The 15668-nt window shown below is 42.8% G+C and carries 17 protein-coding genes; 5 read left to right on the forward strand and 12 right to left on the reverse strand.

From position 1 onward, the window contains the following. Window positions 1-5: 5 nt before the first annotated feature. Window positions 6-683 carry a ComF family protein gene (locus ABKW31_RS16595; protein ID WP_348617688.1) on the forward strand — a complete coding sequence of 226 codons (678 nt, stop codon included), beginning with the start codon at window positions 6-8 and terminating at the stop codon, window positions 681-683. Here ABKW31_RS16595 and ABKW31_RS16600 read toward each other — a convergent pair. Further along, a complete protein-coding gene (locus ABKW31_RS16600) occupies window positions 677-3226 on the reverse strand; it encodes a M14 metallopeptidase family protein (RefSeq protein WP_348617689.1) in 2550 nt (849 codons plus the stop codon). The two genes, ABKW31_RS16595 and ABKW31_RS16600, sit on opposite strands and share 7 nt — an antisense overlap. A gap of 155 nt (window positions 3227-3381) precedes the next feature. Here ABKW31_RS16600 and nfuA point away from each other — a divergent pair, with 155 nt between their 5' ends. Beyond that, window positions 3382-3960, forward strand: a complete 579-nt coding sequence (gene nfuA, locus ABKW31_RS16605) for a Fe-S biogenesis protein NfuA (RefSeq protein WP_348617690.1) — start codon at window positions 3382-3384, stop codon at window positions 3958-3960. Window positions 3961-3974: 14 nt separating this feature from the next. After that, on the forward strand, window positions 3975-4238 hold the full coding sequence (locus ABKW31_RS16610) for a hypothetical protein (protein WP_348617691.1): 264 nt from the start codon (window positions 3975-3977) through the stop codon (window positions 4236-4238). Here ABKW31_RS16610 and ABKW31_RS16615 read toward each other — a convergent pair. Then, complete coding sequence (locus ABKW31_RS16615) at window positions 4201-5463, reverse strand: MATE family efflux transporter (RefSeq protein WP_348617692.1); 1263 nt, start codon at window positions 5461-5463, stop codon at window positions 4201-4203. The two genes, ABKW31_RS16610 and ABKW31_RS16615, sit on opposite strands and share 38 nt — an antisense overlap. Window positions 5464-5564: 101 nt before the next feature. Here ABKW31_RS16615 and ABKW31_RS16620 point away from each other — a divergent pair, with 101 nt between their 5' ends. Further along, window positions 5565-6620, forward strand: coding sequence for a polysaccharide deacetylase family protein (locus ABKW31_RS16620; RefSeq protein WP_348617693.1), 1056 nt, complete (start codon window positions 5565-5567; stop codon window positions 6618-6620). Here ABKW31_RS16620 and ABKW31_RS16625 read toward each other — a convergent pair. The 6 genes from ABKW31_RS16625 to ABKW31_RS16650 are packed head-to-tail and all read right to left on the reverse strand — an operon-like array spanning window position 6612 to window position 11073. Beyond that, on the reverse strand, window positions 6612-7229 hold the full coding sequence (locus ABKW31_RS16625) for a GNAT family N-acetyltransferase (RefSeq protein ID WP_348617694.1): 618 nt from the start codon (window positions 7227-7229) through the stop codon (window positions 6612-6614). The two genes, ABKW31_RS16620 and ABKW31_RS16625, sit on opposite strands and share 9 nt — an antisense overlap. 15 nt (window positions 7230-7244) lie before the next feature. Next, complete coding sequence (locus ABKW31_RS16630) at window positions 7245-7877, reverse strand: SCO family protein (RefSeq protein ID WP_348617695.1); 633 nt, start codon at window positions 7875-7877, stop codon at window positions 7245-7247. Window positions 7878-7879: 2 nt separating this feature from the next. Further along, a complete protein-coding gene (gene cyoE, locus ABKW31_RS16635) occupies window positions 7880-8791 on the reverse strand; it encodes a heme o synthase (protein WP_348617696.1) in 912 nt (303 codons plus the stop codon). Between the two features lie 9 nt (window positions 8792-8800). Further along, on the reverse strand, window positions 8801-9778 hold the full coding sequence (locus tag ABKW31_RS16640) for a COX15/CtaA family protein (protein WP_348617697.1): 978 nt from the start codon (window positions 9776-9778) through the stop codon (window positions 8801-8803). A 12-nt stretch (window positions 9779-9790) separates the two neighbouring features. After that, window positions 9791-10360: a hypothetical protein gene (locus ABKW31_RS16645; protein WP_348617698.1), complete on the reverse strand. Its 570-nt coding sequence runs from the start codon at window positions 10358-10360 to the stop codon at window positions 9791-9793. Next, complete coding sequence (locus ABKW31_RS16650; protein ID WP_348617699.1) at window positions 10357-11073, reverse strand: SURF1 family protein; 717 nt, start codon at window positions 11071-11073, stop codon at window positions 10357-10359. Before ABKW31_RS16650 ends, ABKW31_RS16645 begins: the two co-directional genes overlap by 4 nt. Before the next feature lie 41 nt (window positions 11074-11114). On the opposite strand from ABKW31_RS16650, the gene ABKW31_RS16655 reads away from it, so the two are divergent. Next, entirely contained in the window at window positions 11115-11327 is a 213-nt protein-coding gene (locus ABKW31_RS16655; protein ID WP_348617700.1) for a DUF2909 domain-containing protein, read from the forward strand. Window positions 11328-11371: 44 nt separating this feature from the next. On the opposite strand, the gene ABKW31_RS16660 is transcribed toward ABKW31_RS16655, so the two are convergent. From ABKW31_RS16660 to coxB, 4 genes are read right to left on the reverse strand one after another with little or no spacing between them, the layout of a single operon-like run. After that, window positions 11372-12253: a cytochrome c oxidase subunit 3 gene (locus ABKW31_RS16660; RefSeq protein WP_348617701.1), complete on the reverse strand. Its 882-nt coding sequence runs from the start codon at window positions 12251-12253 to the stop codon at window positions 11372-11374. A gap of 11 nt (window positions 12254-12264) precedes the next feature. After that, entirely contained in the window at window positions 12265-12822 is a 558-nt protein-coding gene (locus tag ABKW31_RS16665) for a cytochrome c oxidase assembly protein (protein ID WP_348617702.1), read from the reverse strand. 25 nt (window positions 12823-12847) lie between these two features. Next, window positions 12848-14458 (reverse strand): cytochrome c oxidase subunit I, encoded by a 1611-nt coding sequence (gene ctaD / locus ABKW31_RS16670; RefSeq protein ID WP_348617703.1) that lies wholly within the window; start codon window positions 14456-14458, stop codon window positions 12848-12850. 6 nt (window positions 14459-14464) lie between these two features. Continuing rightward, a complete protein-coding gene (gene coxB / locus ABKW31_RS16675; protein WP_348617734.1) occupies window positions 14465-15598 on the reverse strand; it encodes a cytochrome c oxidase subunit II in 1134 nt (377 codons plus the stop codon). Between the last annotated feature and the right edge of the window lie 70 nt (window positions 15599-15668).

Raw genomic sequence — 15668 nt, forward strand, 5'->3', positions numbered from 1 at the left:
CCACCATGCAGTCGCTAATCATACAAGATTGTTTAATCTGTCGGCAAACAAGTGCAGGTTTAATTTGTACTTTTTGCCGACAAGACCTAAATAAATTAGCTTTTTCGAGCAGCGACAAAAACCTCATGCTTTTACCGAAAGTAGCACGCGGATTAAGCCAGGTGGACTTTGCGATTTTATATGCTGTTTGTGATTATCAGTGGCCGGTTTCGAGCTTGTTAACTGGCTTAAAATTTTCGGCTAAATTACCTCATGCCCTTGCTCTGGCCGAGCTCTTTGTTGAACACAATATGGATGAGAATTTTGTTTTTCCGCAGGCTATTATTCCCATTCCCTTGCACAACAATCGTTATTTATGGCGCAAATATAATCAAAGCCTCGAGATATGCCGTCATCTGACAAAGTTAACTGATATACCTACCTTGCATCAGGTGCTAATAAGAAAATTTGCTACCCAAGCACAAACTAAATTGTCGGCGGCACAACGAAAAAGCAATCTTAAAAAAGCATTTCAATTAACACCTCATAGTCAGAGACTGCTAAGTCAGTATCGACATATTGCCATCTTTGACGATGTCACCACCACGGGCGCAACGACCAACGCCGCTTATGGCTGTATCAAAAAAGCATTTCCGCAACTTCAAATAGATATTTGGAGTATTTGTGTAACTCTAGTTCATTGACCTGGCGCTTCGATAAATCCTGCCATAAAAATAGCGTTATCTAATAGTCGACTAGTGCCTTGCCATACCCCACGAAAATTAATATCGTCATTAAAAGCAATAACCTTACCTTTGCCTACTCGATGGGCAATGATAGCGGCACTATTGCTAATCAACTCTTGTAACTCGGGTGAGGTATAACCAGCAAGTAAGGGTTTTTCAGTGTATTTGGCTACTGTGATAAAGGGCGTATCTGGTTTTAATATCACTTGGTTGTCATTTTTAAACATGGGTAGAGATGCACTGTTAAAGCCAAAGGCAAGAGGATGACTGATATCTAACTGGGTACTAAATACGGCCCCTGCTATGCGTTTTTTAGCTTTAAATCCCTCTATATCAGCATACTGTAAATCTTTAATTTCAAATGCTAGATCAATATCACTATCAGATTTAATGCGTGCCTTTAGCCAGCCTTTGTCAACAAACCAACTCGCCGCATTTTTTTGACCAATAAGCACGCCCCCTTCTTTTAGCCACGCTGAGATTGCTTTGGCGTTATTTTCACTGACATCCTTATAGCTACCTTTAACCCAAATAATGTGACTGTAATTAGCTAGTTCAATGCTTGCTAGGCGCTCAAGATCAACAATAGTTAGGGGCAACTCTAGCTGCAAATCCAGATGATGCCATATTTCGCCTGCTTCATATTCTGAGGTTTCCTTGCCTGCGACTAATAGTACCTTTGGCAGGCTTAGTTTGAGCATTTGACGACTACCCAAGTCAATACCTTGTTTGGTTAAACCCGAATTGATACTCCACAAGGTTAAAGGTAAATCTTGACTCAGTCCCTGTACTAAACTGACTAAATTTGGCGGCTGTGCAAAAGCAGTGGGGATAACAACACTGCCAGCAGGAAAGTTAATTGCGCCTTGACTGGTCTGCGCTACAAAGGGTGCACCGGCAACTTGTAACTTAACTTTTGCTTGTAATAAACGACTGAGCAGAGTGGCGGCGGAGGAATCATCCCAAGAAAAGGCATAAGCATAAGCCTGTTGTAATAACTCAGATTCGAGGACTTTTGGCTTAAACAGACGGTTTGTATCTACGGCAATTTTGCCTTTCACTGGCGTATATTGCAGGTTAAAGGCAAGCGCCAAATTCCAATTGGATACATCATAAAAGGTGTTGTCGTCAAAACTCTGCCGAGTAGAAAACAGCGATTTAATTAAACGATAGGAGGCCTGTTGCAGGGGAATAAAGACGCTGCTCACTGCTCGATAATTTACCCCTTCAATTTCCACATCCTGTTTCAAAGGCCAATAGTTGATATTATGAGCATTCAGAATAGATAAAAAACCTTGCAAACGAGATAAGTCTTTTTCTTCCTGCACTAAATAACCGCTCCACTTGTCCTTTTTACTCAGCTCCAGAGTGTCTTGCGCAAAGCTTTGTTGATAGGCCAACAAAGCGTCTTTATTGGCTAATGCTCCACTGAAGGTCGAAATTGATGTTGTAACTTGATTCTGAATGGTTTGTTGAAAAGATAAGAGCCCATTTGCAGTTTCACGTAAATGCCCCCGACTACTCGCTTGTTCAAATAAAATTCCAATACTGCCAAATGCATCGGGGTAGGTTGAACCCTTGCCATAATAAAAATCGTCATAACTTTCTTGTGTGAAATACAATTGTTTACTTTGATCCAGGGCTTTTGCATGAAATTGACCAAGAGCATCGGTCAATTCAACATTTTTTATAGGGGTCCATGGATTTTTTCGCGACGGAACACCTGGTTGAAAGAAAAAGGTACTATCAGAGCCCATCTCATGAAAGTCGGTTAAAACATGAGGCCGCCATTGCTGAAATTGTGCCACCCGTGCCTTGGATTCAGGGTGTACTTGCAACAACCAGTCTCGATTTAAATCAAACCAATAGTGATTCGTCCGCCCGTTTGGCCAGGCCTCTTGATGTTCTCTATTTTGCGGGTCGGTCACTAAGCTGCGACTTTTATGCATATTCGCCCACTGCGCAAAGCGTGACAAACCGTCAGGGTTGATACTGGGGTCGAGTAATACAATATTATTATTCAACAATTGCTCAATTTGCTTGTTTTGCCCGGCTGCTAAGTAATAGGCAATCAGCAGTGCCGCATTGCTGCCTGAAGATTCGTTGCCATGCACGCTATAACCCATCCACAAGACCAAAGGAGCATTAGGCTGCGGTTTCCCTGTTAGACTAGCTAAATGATCAGCTCGCATTGTGGCCAATTTAGCTTGATTGGTGGCAGAGGTAAAAGCCAGTAAGACTAAGGGTCTATTTTCATGGCTTCGTCCCGTTTCAATCAAACTGACCCGTTCAGATTGTTCAGCCAAAGTGCGCATATAACCAAGCAGTTGATCATGACGAACATGCCACTCGCCAACTTCATTACCCAAAGCCTCGGTCGGTGTTGTGATAGCCTGCAGATAAGTAGTGTCGGGCGGAAGATAGTCTTTGTCTTGAATAGCAAAAAGGGTTTGGCTGATAAAAACTAAGCTGAATAACAATAAAGTAAACAATCGAGGCATGGCGAACGGTCCAATAGTTTTAGTGCTAAAATCTTGTAAAACAAAAGAGTCGCATGTTTTAGTTAAAATTAACATAAGGAAAAGCGATTACTTGAGTGTTTTACTCAAGTAATATTTGTTATGCTATACGCAAAGTAAAGCTAGTAGGTAAAACCATGATTTCTATTTCTGAAACCGCCCAAGCGCATTTTTGTAAGTTGCTCAATAAGCAGGAAGAAGGGACTAACATTCGCGTATTTGTTGTCAATCCTGGCACGCCGAGTGCCGAATGTGGTGTATCTTATTGTCCACCAGACGCAGTAGAATCTACTGATACGACCTTAGAGTTCAACGGCTTTGATGCCGTAGTCGATTTGGAAAGCGCACCTTTTTTAGAAGGTGCCGAAATTGACTTCACCACTGATCAAATGGGCTCGCAGCTCACTTTAAAAGCGCCTAATGCTAAAGCGCGCAAAGTCGAAGAAGATGCGCCATTAATAGATCGTATTGGCTATATGATTGAAGCAGAAATAAACCCGCAATTAGCGAGCCACGGCGGGAAAGTTGCTCTAATCGAAGTCACTGCAGACAAAATTGCTATCTTGCAATTTGGTGGTGGCTGCAATGGCTGCTCAATGGTCGACGTGACACTAAAAGACGGTATCGAAAAACAAATGTTAGCCAAGTTTTCTGGTGAGCTAATCGGTGTGCGAGACGAAACAGAGCATAAAGCTGGTGAGCATTCTTATTATTAATTCGGCCACTGACCTTGAATTGGCTGCAACGTTTAGCCAGTGAACCGACTCAACGCTGGACCGAGTTTAAACTCGGTCTTGGCATTTTTGTAGTCGGTGCAATCGCTATTTTAGCAGGCGCTAAATATTGGATTTGGCTGCAGATACCGGGAGTAGTGTTGATTGCCCTAGGCAGCCTTATCGCTGCAAAAGGCTATGCTGGCATTTTACTGTTTCGTCTAAGCAGTAGCTTTAATAAAACTAAACCACCAGCCTCTTTATTCGATAAAGATAAATAAAATAAACCCCAAGGCTTATCCCTCTGGCCAATAAAAAGCCAAGTAAAGCAAGCCACAGCCCTTGATTACCCATAGAGCGAAATAAAAACCACAAGGGCACATAAACCAATAGCGCACTGATTAACATTGAGTTTTGCATCGCTCTTGCACGCGTCAAACCAATAAAAACGCCATCTAACAAAAAACACCAATGGGCAAACAGAGGTAATAAAGCAATAATCGGTAGATAGTCGCTGGCAGCCATCTGTAAGTCTGCATGCGTCGTGAGTAAAGCAACAATACCATCGCCATACACATAGAATATGAGGCTATAGCTAAAGGCAAATCCAAGAGACCATAGCAAACTTTGGCTGGTAACACTGGCTATGCCCCAGGCACTTTTTTTGCCCTGCTGCTCACCAACTAAAGCCTCAGCGCTATAAGCAACACCATCTAAGCCCAAGGCAATAAGGCTAAAGAACTGTAATAAAATGGCGTTTACCGCAGCACTCGTGGCGCCGAACCGCATCCCCTGAAAGACCAAAAATGCTAAACAAAGCTGCAAGGTAATATTGCGCACGAATGAATGACCGTTTAAAGCCAATAGTTGACGTAACTGCGTAAATTTAAACCACTGTGAGTCAATGGAATATGCTGGCAGTAATTTCCTAATAGACCATAAACTCAGCCCCGTAATACTGTATTCTGCAATAACGGTAGCAAGCGCAACACCACTAACATCAAGTTGCCAAAACACCACAAGGCTAACGCTGAGTAATGCATTAATGAGATTACCCACCACTTGGATCCAAAGTACCGTTTTAGCTCTTTGCTGGCCAATCAGCCAACCGATGAGTACCAAGTTAGTCAATGCTGCTGGTGCGCCCCAAATTCTCATCGAAAAGTAGTCACGGATAACTTCGGCAACCTGTTGTTGCGCATTTGCAAGCACAAGCACTAGCTCTAACCACAGTGATTGGCTTGCTAGAATAACGGCAGCTATCAACAGACTTAAAACAATACCCTGTACTAATGTCTGAGTTGCCTTCAAGCTATCTTGCTGACCTTTTGCTTGGGCGCTTAAACCTGTGCTGGTCATGCGTAAAAAACCACAAAGCCAATATAACTGAGTAATAAAGAGGGCTGATACAGAGGCTCCAGCTAAATAATAGGTGGCATCTAAGTGTCCAAGTACTGCTGTATCCACTAATCCCATTATAGGACTGGTTAGATTGCTCAGAATCATTGGGCCTGCAATAAAAAGTATTGAGTGATGTAAGCTGGGTTTGAAAAAATTTGCTAAACTGCGCACAGAATTACTCACTTAGAAAAAGATTGGATTGATACATGATGAAAAAAGGTTTGTGGTCTATTGTAATACTTTTATTTGCTGCACTGGCACAAACGGCTAAGGCAAAAGATAATGCAGTGATCTTACTTTACCACCATGTTTCTGAACAAACACCTGCGGTCACCTCAGTTTCGCCAGATGTTTTTCGGCAACACCTTGAATACCTTGCAGCTAATTATCAAGTTTTGCCCTTACAAGAGGTTGTCCAAGCTATCTCTCAAAACAAGCCCTTACCCGACAAAGCTGTAGTCATTACCTTTGACGACGGTTATGACAATATTTTTGATAACGCCCATCCTTTATTAAAAGAGTTTAAGTTCCCTTATACCGTATTTATTAATCCCCCACTGATTGGTAATGCAAGCTACCAACTTAGCTGGCAGCAAGTTCAACTTATGAGTAAAGAAGGTGCCACCTTTGCCAATCATGGTAATACCCATGAACACCTTTTAGCTAAATATGCAGGAGAAAACGAAAAACAGTGGCTAGCTAGGGTCATGCAGAATATCAATCAAGCCGAGCAGACCTTAGCGCAGCAAGTGGGGTATAGCCTCAAGTATTTTGCCTACCCTTATGGCGAATTTAATTTAAAATTAAAACAGGCCTTACGCCAACAAGGCTATGTTGGATTTGCACAGATCTCTGGGGCAGTTGCCAGTTATAGTGACTTTGGTGCGCTTCCTCGTTATCCTGCTGCCGGGATTTACAGTAATATCAATAGCCTTAAAACTAAACTCGACAGTTTGGCCATGCCAGTGAGTAATACGACTCCAGCCGAACCGCAGTTAACTTTGCCTATCCCTGCTTTTCAATTTAAATTTGATGTGCTTGCAGATGACTTGCGTATGAGCCAAGTTAATTGTTTTGTAGCAGATAAAGTCGTGCCTTTAAGTTTTGCCAAAAACACTATAACGCTGCCTTTTAAAGCTCAGCAAAGAGCCGGACGCCAACGAATTAACTGTACCGCTCCGAGTATTACTGAGCCCAACCGTTACTATTGGTTTTCACAACCTTGGTTTGTGCCCACCGAAGAAGGTCAGTGGCTAGACTAAAGATTTCCCCATGTGCAAATGACGAGAGAAGCCAGCATCCAGCATAGCTTGACTTAAAATCGATTGCTGTTGAATTGTAAAACCGTGGTGCTGATAAAAAGTGATAGCGCTGTGGTTATCGATGGGCACGTCTAAACTTAATTCAATCTTGTTATGTTGCTTTGCTTCCTGACTCATAACATCCAGTAGCACTGTAGCTGCTCCTTGACGTTGACAGGACTCAGCCACAGCTAAGTGACCAATACACCATTGGTGAGCCTTAGGTTTAGGGATGAATTCTTGCACTAACTGACTGCGCGACAGGACCTCTAGTACAGTCTCAGCATCATAATATTGCATAAGACTTTGCAAGGTTGCCTGATGAAAGGTCTTATCAAGTTCACTATGCCAAGCCGATACCGAACCAATCACTGCACCTTGCTGTTCAATGACCCAGTGGTTAGCATAGCCAAATTGGCCATTTTCATTAGCCAGCGCACTGAGTAAAAATCCCTTACAATAAAACTGGCTATTAATATCAAAGATGGCGGTCAAACTTTGTGGAGCAGAAGCAAGGATTAAATCGCTAAGACTTTCGCAGTCATGTTGGTTAGCAAGGCGCACTTTCATCCTAGCACTACCTTTTTATTCGGTGATTAAGGCCATATCTGCCAAAATAAGTTGGCTGTCGCTAAGCGCTATTTTCCCGGGTTCAAATTTCGCCTTAAAGCGGCCAATAACTTGGGCTTGCGGATTGACCAGCACCACAGATGAACTATGATCCACCAAATAATTGGGGTTATCAGTGCTCTCACTCATCGAATACATCATGCCCATGGCTTTTACTAAGGGGAAGAGATACTTATGCTCGCCACTTACACCAATAAATTCAGGCTCAAAAAAGTTCACATATTCGTTAAGTCGCTCGGGCGTATCTCGCTGTGGATCGACAGATAAAAACACCACTTGGACAGGATGCTCACTTGGTAAAGCAACAAGTTTAGGATATATACTGCTGAGCTCAGCCAAAGTGGTAGGACAAATGTCAGGGCAAAAGGTGTAGCCAACAAACACCAAGCTCCAATGCCCCTTCAATTGACTCGTGGTGAAAGCTTGTTGGTGATTATCCACCAACTCAAACTCTGGTAACGCCCGAGGTTGAGGGTATAAGCTTAAATATTGAGGTTCATCGCTACTGGGCGGACTGATAGTTAAGGCCACAAAAATACCAAGTCCCAAGGCTATTGCAGCAACAATTCCGGCTTGTAATTTATTCATAATTAAAATTTAAGGTAATGGTCAACAAGTAATACCACAAACAGTACCATTAAATGAATAATAGAAAACCTGAAGGTTTGCATTGCAGTTTCACTGGTACTGGCAAATTTCAGTTTCCATGCATAATATAAAAATCCAGCATTCAACAAGGATGAACCAATCAAATAAATTAAGCCCGTCATACCAATAAGATAAGGCAGTAAACACACCACACAAAGGAGTACGGTATACAGTAATATTGATGTTTTAGTAAATTCAATTCCATGGGTAACCGGCAACATCGGGACTTGCGCGCGAGCATAATCCTTTTCACGGTGAATCGCCAAAGCCCAAAAATGCGGTGGAGTCCAAGTGAAAATAATTAACACCAGCAACAAAGCTTCAGCATTGATCTCTCCGGTAACACTCGCCCATCCCAGTAAAGGCGGTGCAGCACCAGCTAAACCGCCGATAACAATATTTTGTGGCGTGGCACGTTTCAAATACATGGTATAGACCACGGCGTAACCAACTAAACTGGCCAGCGTAAGCAGAGCAGTTAAACGATTAACCCATAACTCTAAAATAATATAACCCATGACGCTCAGCGCTGCGGCAAATAGCAGGGCCTTTTGTGGTGTTACCTTCCCCTTTGGCATCGGTCGATTAAAGGTTCTCGCCATTTGACTATCTATTCGACGATCTACCACGTGATTTACTACTGCGGCGGCCGATGACAAAAAACCAATACCGGTCAAACCTGCTAGCAAAATCTGCCAACTGATCCACGTCTCACTCGCTAGACACATACCAACTAAGGCCGTCAAAAGTAATAACATCACCACCTTAGGTTTTGTCATTTCATAATAGGCCTGCCATGTGCTATAAAAATTGGAAGGATTTTTTGTTGGTCCTGCTGCTAAAGCCTTATGCACTGTTATCTCCTACGTTTTTCGATACAGTGTGTAACTCAAGGTTATCAACACTAATAATAAACACGCTGCTACAAAGTTATGCATCACAGCCACGGCAATAGGTAAACTAAACACGACATTGCTTACACCCAATATCACTTGCAGACCCAATACCAGCATTAACATAATACAAAGGCGTTTAATTAATTTGGCCGTAGCAGCTTTGTATAAGCCCAGTGCCAACCAACTTAAATAAACAAAGGTTACCACCGCGCCAAGTCGATGCACAATATGCATAGTCATGCGTTGACCATAATCATGGGCACCAAATTCATAATTTTCAGCGTGCGGAACACTGAATGCACCAGCAAAATCTAAACTGCCATACCAATCACCCTCACACAGGGGTAATTCAGTACAAGCCAAAGCGGCATAATTAGCTGAAGTCCAGCCGCCAAGGGCAATTTGAAAGGTCAACACACCAAGACCTACTATGGTATATTTACCGAAGTGACGCATTCGATGGTCGCCACCTGGTATTCGATAAGGTGTGAGTCGTAAATAGAGTAAAAACAAACAACTTAGCACGCTAAATCCACCCAGCAGATGTCCCATTACGACCACAGGCAACAGGTTCAAAGTAACCGTCCACATCCCCAATGCACCTTGAAAACACACTAAACATAACAGGAAAAAAGGCAGTTTTAATGGGCGATGGTAACTACGCTGCCAAATACTAGTGATAAAAATAACTAAGATTAAAAATCCCAAGCCACTGGCAAAATACCGATGCACCATCTCATTTCGTGCTTTATGCGCTTCAAATGGACGTTCGGGAAAATGCTGCTGGCTGGTTTCAATGTGCTTGGCAGTATCAGCTAAACTTAAATGCCCGTAGCATCCAGGCCAATCAGGGCAACCCAAGCCGGCATCTGTCAATCGGGTGTACGCACCCAATATAATGACTACCATAGCCAGTAAAATACTCACTAGCACCAGTTTTTTCATGCCTTAGCTCTCCTATCCGATGCGCGACAACTTTAGTACTTTTCGCATATCAGACAATATATCGCGACTATGGAGTACTGCTTGTTGTGGATCACTTTGTGTGGGGTAACGCAAAATAATATTGTTTAATGTATCAGCAATGAAAATACCATTAGTTCTAACATCTTTAAACACTTGATTAACTGACTGTTGATCTGTATCTATGACTCGTAGGTGCACGTTTTGAGCTAAGGTATTTAATGCCATAGTGTCGCTGTCGGGCAAAACGATGACCACTGATTCTGCACGGCCCTGCTCTTTACCTAATGCGCTCCAAACTTGCGTCAGACTGTAGAGGGCATTGGTACAGTTCACATCACATTGAGTAGGCAAGATATATAAAAACTTCCATTTTGGTGGATGCGCTTGGTCGCTCAAACTACTCATGTCTAAAGCCGGATTAAGTAATTCTCCACTGTTAGTCGCTGCTTGATTGAACCAATCATATTCGAGTGCAAATTTTGCCAAAATCACCGGTAAAGTAAACACTGCGACGAAGCTAAAAATAAGGACTTTATTATTTATTTTTTTTAATTGGCTCATTTAGTTTCCCTAATAAATTTTCGACGTTGGGCTATAACAAATATGATGAGGGCAGCAAAGGCCAATAGAAACCATTGAATAGCATAAGCAATGTGCTTTTCCGGTGGCATAACCACAGGCTGCCACTTGCGCACAAAGTCACTATCAGAACTTTCGTCCAGTAATATCACAAAGGGTAAAAGTTCTTGGCCATAAATTTGTTCCATGAATGTTACATCAATTTGCTGTAATAATTTAGGCCATTGTTGATTTGACACGGCTGTTTCACTAATAAAGTTGTTCTTTTGGGGGATTGACAGCATGCCCTCATATGTTTGTTGCTCGGATGCGATACTGACCTGAGGCAAGTCCGCTCGCAAAGCTGGGGCCGCTAACCAGCCTAAATTAACCACAACATTGCCTTGTTGGCTATTAACTACTGTAAGGACTTCGTATCCGACGCGGCCCTCTTGAATACGGTTATCCAGCAAAAAATAACGCTGACTGTCAGCCAAGCCAAGTAGACGCACGGGAAAGTCTCGTGCAGATTCGCCCATTTGTTTTGCGGTTTCTATTTGCAAGGGATCAGAGCTCGAGGCTTGAGCAATCATATTCTGCCTTTGGTTTTTTTCATCCGCTCTTTGCAGTTGCCATAGGCCCAGTGCAAACATAATGACAACAGCCAAAAAAGTGATTAAGGTAGCCACAATAGGTAGTCGTTGGCCTTGTGCCACCAGTTTAACTCAACTCAGAATAAAGAGAGGAAAAAGGCGAGATGTTACTAATAAAAATATTGATAGCTCTCTTGATAGTGTTCATGGTGGTCAATTTATTTAAGGCTATGATAGTTATGTTAAAAAATGACCCAAGTACACCGCCAATGAGCAAGTATATTGGGCGAAGAATGATTTTTGCCATCCTTATTATAGGCTTTATCGTTGTTGCAATGGCCACAGGCTTAATAACACCTAATCCTAGGCCATACTGAACAAAAATGAAGGAAAGGCGAACCTTTCCTCTCGCATCGACAATCTACAAAATATACACAAAGAAAAACAGCATTACCCACACCACATCAACAAAATGCCAATACCAGCTGCCAGCCTGGAAGGCAAAATGATTGTCAGGGGTAAAATGACCTTTAAGCACTCTAAACCACAAAATAAGTAAAATCAGTGCACCCAAGGTGACATGCAAACCATGAAATCCGGTTAACAGAAAAAAAGTATTACCATACACCCCAGAGGCTAAAGTCAGCCCTAGGTCTGTATAAGCATGGATATATTCTTCGATTTGCAAAAATATAAACACAGAGCCTGCTAATACGGTTAACCCAAGCCAAATCAGTATCTGCTTGCGTTTATTTTCTTCTAATGCAACATGGGCCATATGACAAAATACCGATGATACTAGCAATATTATTGTGTTATACAGGGGTAAACCCGTCCAAGGCATCGCTTGGGTTTTTATCCCTCCCGGCGTCTCAACCAACGGCCACATGGCCTGAAAAGCCGGCCACAATACCTCATTAGTCATTTGGTTATTAGACGAGCCACCTAACCATGGAACTGATATGGTGCGGGCATAAAACAAGGCGCCAAAAAACGCCGCAAAAAACATCACTTCGGAAAAAATAAACCACGCCATACCTTGGCGATAAGAACGCCCGAGCTGGGCGCTATATAAACCGCTCATCGATTCATGAATTTGATTTCTAAACCAGCCAAATAACATAAATATTAAGGCCGCAAATCCCGCGATGAGTGTGTACCCCCCATAACCCTCTTTGTCTCGAGTCAATTCGATAACCAAGTTGCCGGCCCCAACTGCAATTAAAAATAAGGCACATGCGCCCATAAAAGGCCAAGGGCTCTCGGCAGGAACGTAATAGGCTTCATATTCTTTTTGTGACATTTCTTTCTCCTTTACCCTTGATTGACGGCAACTTGCGGCTCAGCAGTTGTCACATCGTAGAGGGTATATTGCACGGTAAAATAGGTAATATCTTTGGGAATTTGTGGATCAACATAAAAACGCATGGGCATAGTGACTTCTTCACCTGCCTGTAAAATCTGTTGCTCAAAACAAAAACACTCTGTTTTGTTTAAATATATGGCCGCCGGACCAGGTGAAACAGAGGGTACAGCTTGCCCCACAATAAGATGATCCGCAGGGTTTTTAGCCGTAAAATTGACTTGACTTATTTGCCCGGGATGTACTTTTACTCTCTGAGTTTGAGCATTAAATTGCCAAGCCATACCGGTATTAGTGCGCGTAATAAACTCTACGGTTACAAAACGGCTTTCATCAATATCGACCATTTCATAAACCGCAGCTGTGTCAGATGTTTTACCATTTAGCCCGGTCAAATCACAAAACACTTCATACAGCGGTACTAAAGCGAAACCGAACCCAAACATACCTACTACTATTGCCAGAAGTTTGACAACTAACTTTTTGTTTTGCTTGGTCTGCTGAGACATGATTCTGCGTCCTGTTTCGCTGCTATTACTTCACAAAAGGGGGGGTAGCAAAGGTATGGTAGGGTGCCGGCGATGGGATTTCCCACTCCAGACCTTCTGCCCCTTCCCACACTTGTGCTGAAACAGGATCGCCCTTTTTACGACAGGCTTTAATAAGTAAGGCCAGAAAAATCAATTGTGACAAACCAAAGGCAAACCCACCGAGACTGATCCACTTGTTAAAATCAGCAAACTGCAAGGCATAGTCAGGGATACGTCGTGGCATTCCCGCAAGTCCAACAAAGTGCATGGGGAAAAACAGTACATTAACCGAAACCAGTGAACACCAGAAATGCCATTTTGCTAAGGTTATATCGAACATCTTACCTGTCCATTTAGGCAGCCAATAATACACAGCCGCCATGATGGAGAAGATGGCACCAGTAACGAGTACGTAGTGGAAATGCGCTACCACAAAATAGGTATCATGATATTGAAAGTCAACAGGCACAATGGCTAACATCAATCCAGACAAGCCACCTATAGTAAAGAGTACAATAAACGCCAAAGCAAACAACATCGGCACCTCAAAACTAAGAGAACCTCGCCACATAGTAGCTACCCAGTTAAATACTTTTACCCCAGTGGGCACTGAGATTAACATTGTGGCTAACATGAAAAATAACTCAGCCGCAACGGGCATGCCCGTGGTAAACATATGGTGTGCCCAGACTATAAATGAAAGTAAGGCGATAGATGTAGTGGCATACACCATCGAGGCGTAACCAAACAAAGGTTTACGCGAAAAAGTGGGAATAATTTGCGAGATGATGCCAAAGGCGGGCAAAATCATTATGTACACTTCTGGGTGGCCAAAGAACCAAAATATGTGTTGGAACATAACAGGGTCACCGCCACCGGCAGCATCAAAGAAACTGGTACCAAAGAATTTGTCAGTTAATACCATAGTCACCACGCCTGCAAGAACAGGCATGACAGCAATCAACAAAAAGGCGGTAATCAACCAGGTCCAAACGAACAATGGCATCTTCATCCAAGTCATACCAGGGGCACGCATATTGAAAATCGTTACTATGACGTTAATGGCCCCCATGATGGAAGATATGCCCATAATATGTACCGAAAATACAAATAAGGCAGTACTGTCACTGCTGTAAGTGGTTGAAAGGGGGGCATAAAAGGTCCATCCAAACGCAGGGCCACCACCTTCCATAAACAATGAAGCCAGCAAAATCATAAACGCAAAAGGCAGGATCCAAAAACTCCAGTTGTTCATGCGTGGCAAGGCCATATCCGGCGCACCAATCATCATAGGTATCAGCCAGTTGGCTAAGCCGGTGAAGGCGGGCATTACTGCACCAAAAACCATAATCAAACCATGCACAGTGGTCATTTGGTTAAAAAAGTGAGGTTCAACAATTTGTAGGCCAGGTTGAAACAACTCCGCACGAATGACCATGGCCATGGCCCCACCCGTCAAAAACATGATGAAGGCGAACCACAGATATAAGGTGCCTATGTCTTTATGGTTAGTGGTATAAAGCCATCTTGTGATGCCCTTAGGAATATGATGCTCATGATGTTCATCATGGCTATGTTCATGATGATGTTCACTTGTTGTTGTTTTCATAGTCATCTCCTCCTATTTACCGTTTATCGCGGTGTTAATATCTTTGGCCTGCACGAGATCACCGGTATTGTTACCCCAGGCGTTACGTTGATAAGTAATCACGGCCGCTATATCTGTCATGGTCAACTGCTTAGCGAAAGATTGCATGGCACTGCCAGCGACACCGTTGAGCAGAATGTTGATATGTTGGGGTTGATCTTGGGTCGCTATCACACTGCCTTTAATAGCCGGGAATACCCCCGGTAGACCTTCGCCATTAGGCATATGGCAGGCTGCACAGTTGGCAAGATATACTTTTTCGCCTATTGTCATGGCCTCTTCCAGGCTCATATTCATGGCTAACAGCCTTTGTTCTTCCGCTTTGGCCTCGGCAATAATAGTTTTTTGTTCGCCTATCCAAGCGGCATAATCAGCCTCTTCTTTGGCAATAACTACGATGGGCATAAAACCATGATCCTTGCCGCATAACTCAGCACATTGCCCACGATAGATACCCGGTTCGTTTACTTCCGCCCAAGCATCGTTTATGAAACCAGGATTTGCATCTTGTTTCACAGCAAAGTCTGGTACCCACCAAGAGTGAATCACATCATCTGATGTCACCAAGAAACGTACTTTCTTATTAATTGGAATAACTAGCGGATGGTCTACTTCTAGTAAATAATTTTCGCCCTTTTCAAACTTACCACTGATCTGTTCTGGCTGAGTTGCAAGTCGAGAATAATATTCAACGCCATCATCCATGTATTTGTAATGCCATTTCCATTGGGAACCAGTTACAATAACTGTCAGGTCTGGCTCACTTGCATCTTCCATCGCTATTAGGGTTTTTGCGGCTGGTATCGCCATAAAAATAAGTATGATAAATGGAATAACAGTCCAAGCAATTTCAACTTTAACACTCTCATGAAAATTGGCTGGTTTAACCCCTTTGGATTTACGGTGAAACCACATGGCCCAGAACATCGCCCCGAATACCAAAACTGCAATCACCACACATATTGTAAACATAAGCATATGTAAGTCATACACTTCAGCACTAATGTCAGTTACGCCTCTGGTCATGTTCAGTTGATATTGTTCTATCTTTGCTGTGGACTCTGCGAATGCAGGCAAAGATAGCAAGCTAGCGCTAAGCAAGCCCATTTTGGATAAAGTTCTTTTCACACGACACCCCATTTGCCAAACCTATTGTTTTTATTCCATTTATTGAATA

It is taken from the genome of Paraglaciecola sp. 25GB23A (genome assembly GCF_040012495.1).
Taxonomy (GTDB): domain Bacteria; phylum Pseudomonadota; class Gammaproteobacteria; order Enterobacterales; family Alteromonadaceae; genus Paraglaciecola.

What these genes read in the sequence shown, in the direction of transcription:
- ABKW31_RS16595 (WP_348617688.1), top strand. Translation starts at nt 6, where the DNA reads ATGCAGTCGCTAATCATACAAGATTGTTTAATCTGTCGGCAAACAAGT.
- ABKW31_RS16600 (WP_348617689.1), bottom strand. Translation starts at nt 3,226, where the DNA reads ATGCCTCGATTGTTTACTTTATTGTTATTCAGCTTAGTTTTTATCAGC.
- nfuA (WP_348617690.1), top strand. Translation starts at nt 3,382, where the DNA reads ATGATTTCTATTTCTGAAACCGCCCAAGCGCATTTTTGTAAGTTGCTC.
- ABKW31_RS16615 (WP_348617692.1), bottom strand. Translation starts at nt 5,463, where the DNA reads ATGATTCTGAGCAATCTAACCAGTCCTATAATGGGATTAGTGGATACA.
- ABKW31_RS16620 (WP_348617693.1), top strand. Translation starts at nt 5,565, where the DNA reads ATGATGAAAAAAGGTTTGTGGTCTATTGTAATACTTTTATTTGCTGCA.
- ABKW31_RS16625 (WP_348617694.1), bottom strand. Translation starts at nt 7,229, where the DNA reads ATGAAAGTGCGCCTTGCTAACCAACATGACTGCGAAAGTCTTAGCGAT.
- ABKW31_RS16630 (WP_348617695.1), bottom strand. Translation starts at nt 7,877, where the DNA reads ATGAATAAATTACAAGCCGGAATTGTTGCTGCAATAGCCTTGGGACTT.
- ABKW31_RS16640 (WP_348617697.1), bottom strand. Translation starts at nt 9,778, where the DNA reads ATGAAAAAACTGGTGCTAGTGAGTATTTTACTGGCTATGGTAGTCATT.
- ABKW31_RS16645 (WP_348617698.1), bottom strand. Translation starts at nt 10,360, where the DNA reads ATGAGCCAATTAAAAAAAATAAATAATAAAGTCCTTATTTTTAGCTTC.
- ABKW31_RS16655 (WP_348617700.1), top strand. Translation starts at nt 11,115, where the DNA reads ATGTTACTAATAAAAATATTGATAGCTCTCTTGATAGTGTTCATGGTG.
- ABKW31_RS16660 (WP_348617701.1), bottom strand. Translation starts at nt 12,253, where the DNA reads ATGTCACAAAAAGAATATGAAGCCTATTACGTTCCTGCCGAGAGCCCT.
- ABKW31_RS16665 (WP_348617702.1), bottom strand. Translation starts at nt 12,822, where the DNA reads ATGTCTCAGCAGACCAAGCAAAACAAAAAGTTAGTTGTCAAACTTCTG.
- ctaD (WP_348617703.1), bottom strand. Translation starts at nt 14,458, where the DNA reads ATGACTATGAAAACAACAACAAGTGAACATCATCATGAACATAGCCAT.
- coxB (WP_348617734.1), bottom strand. Translation starts at nt 15,598, where the DNA reads ATGGGCTTGCTTAGCGCTAGCTTGCTATCTTTGCCTGCATTCGCAGAG.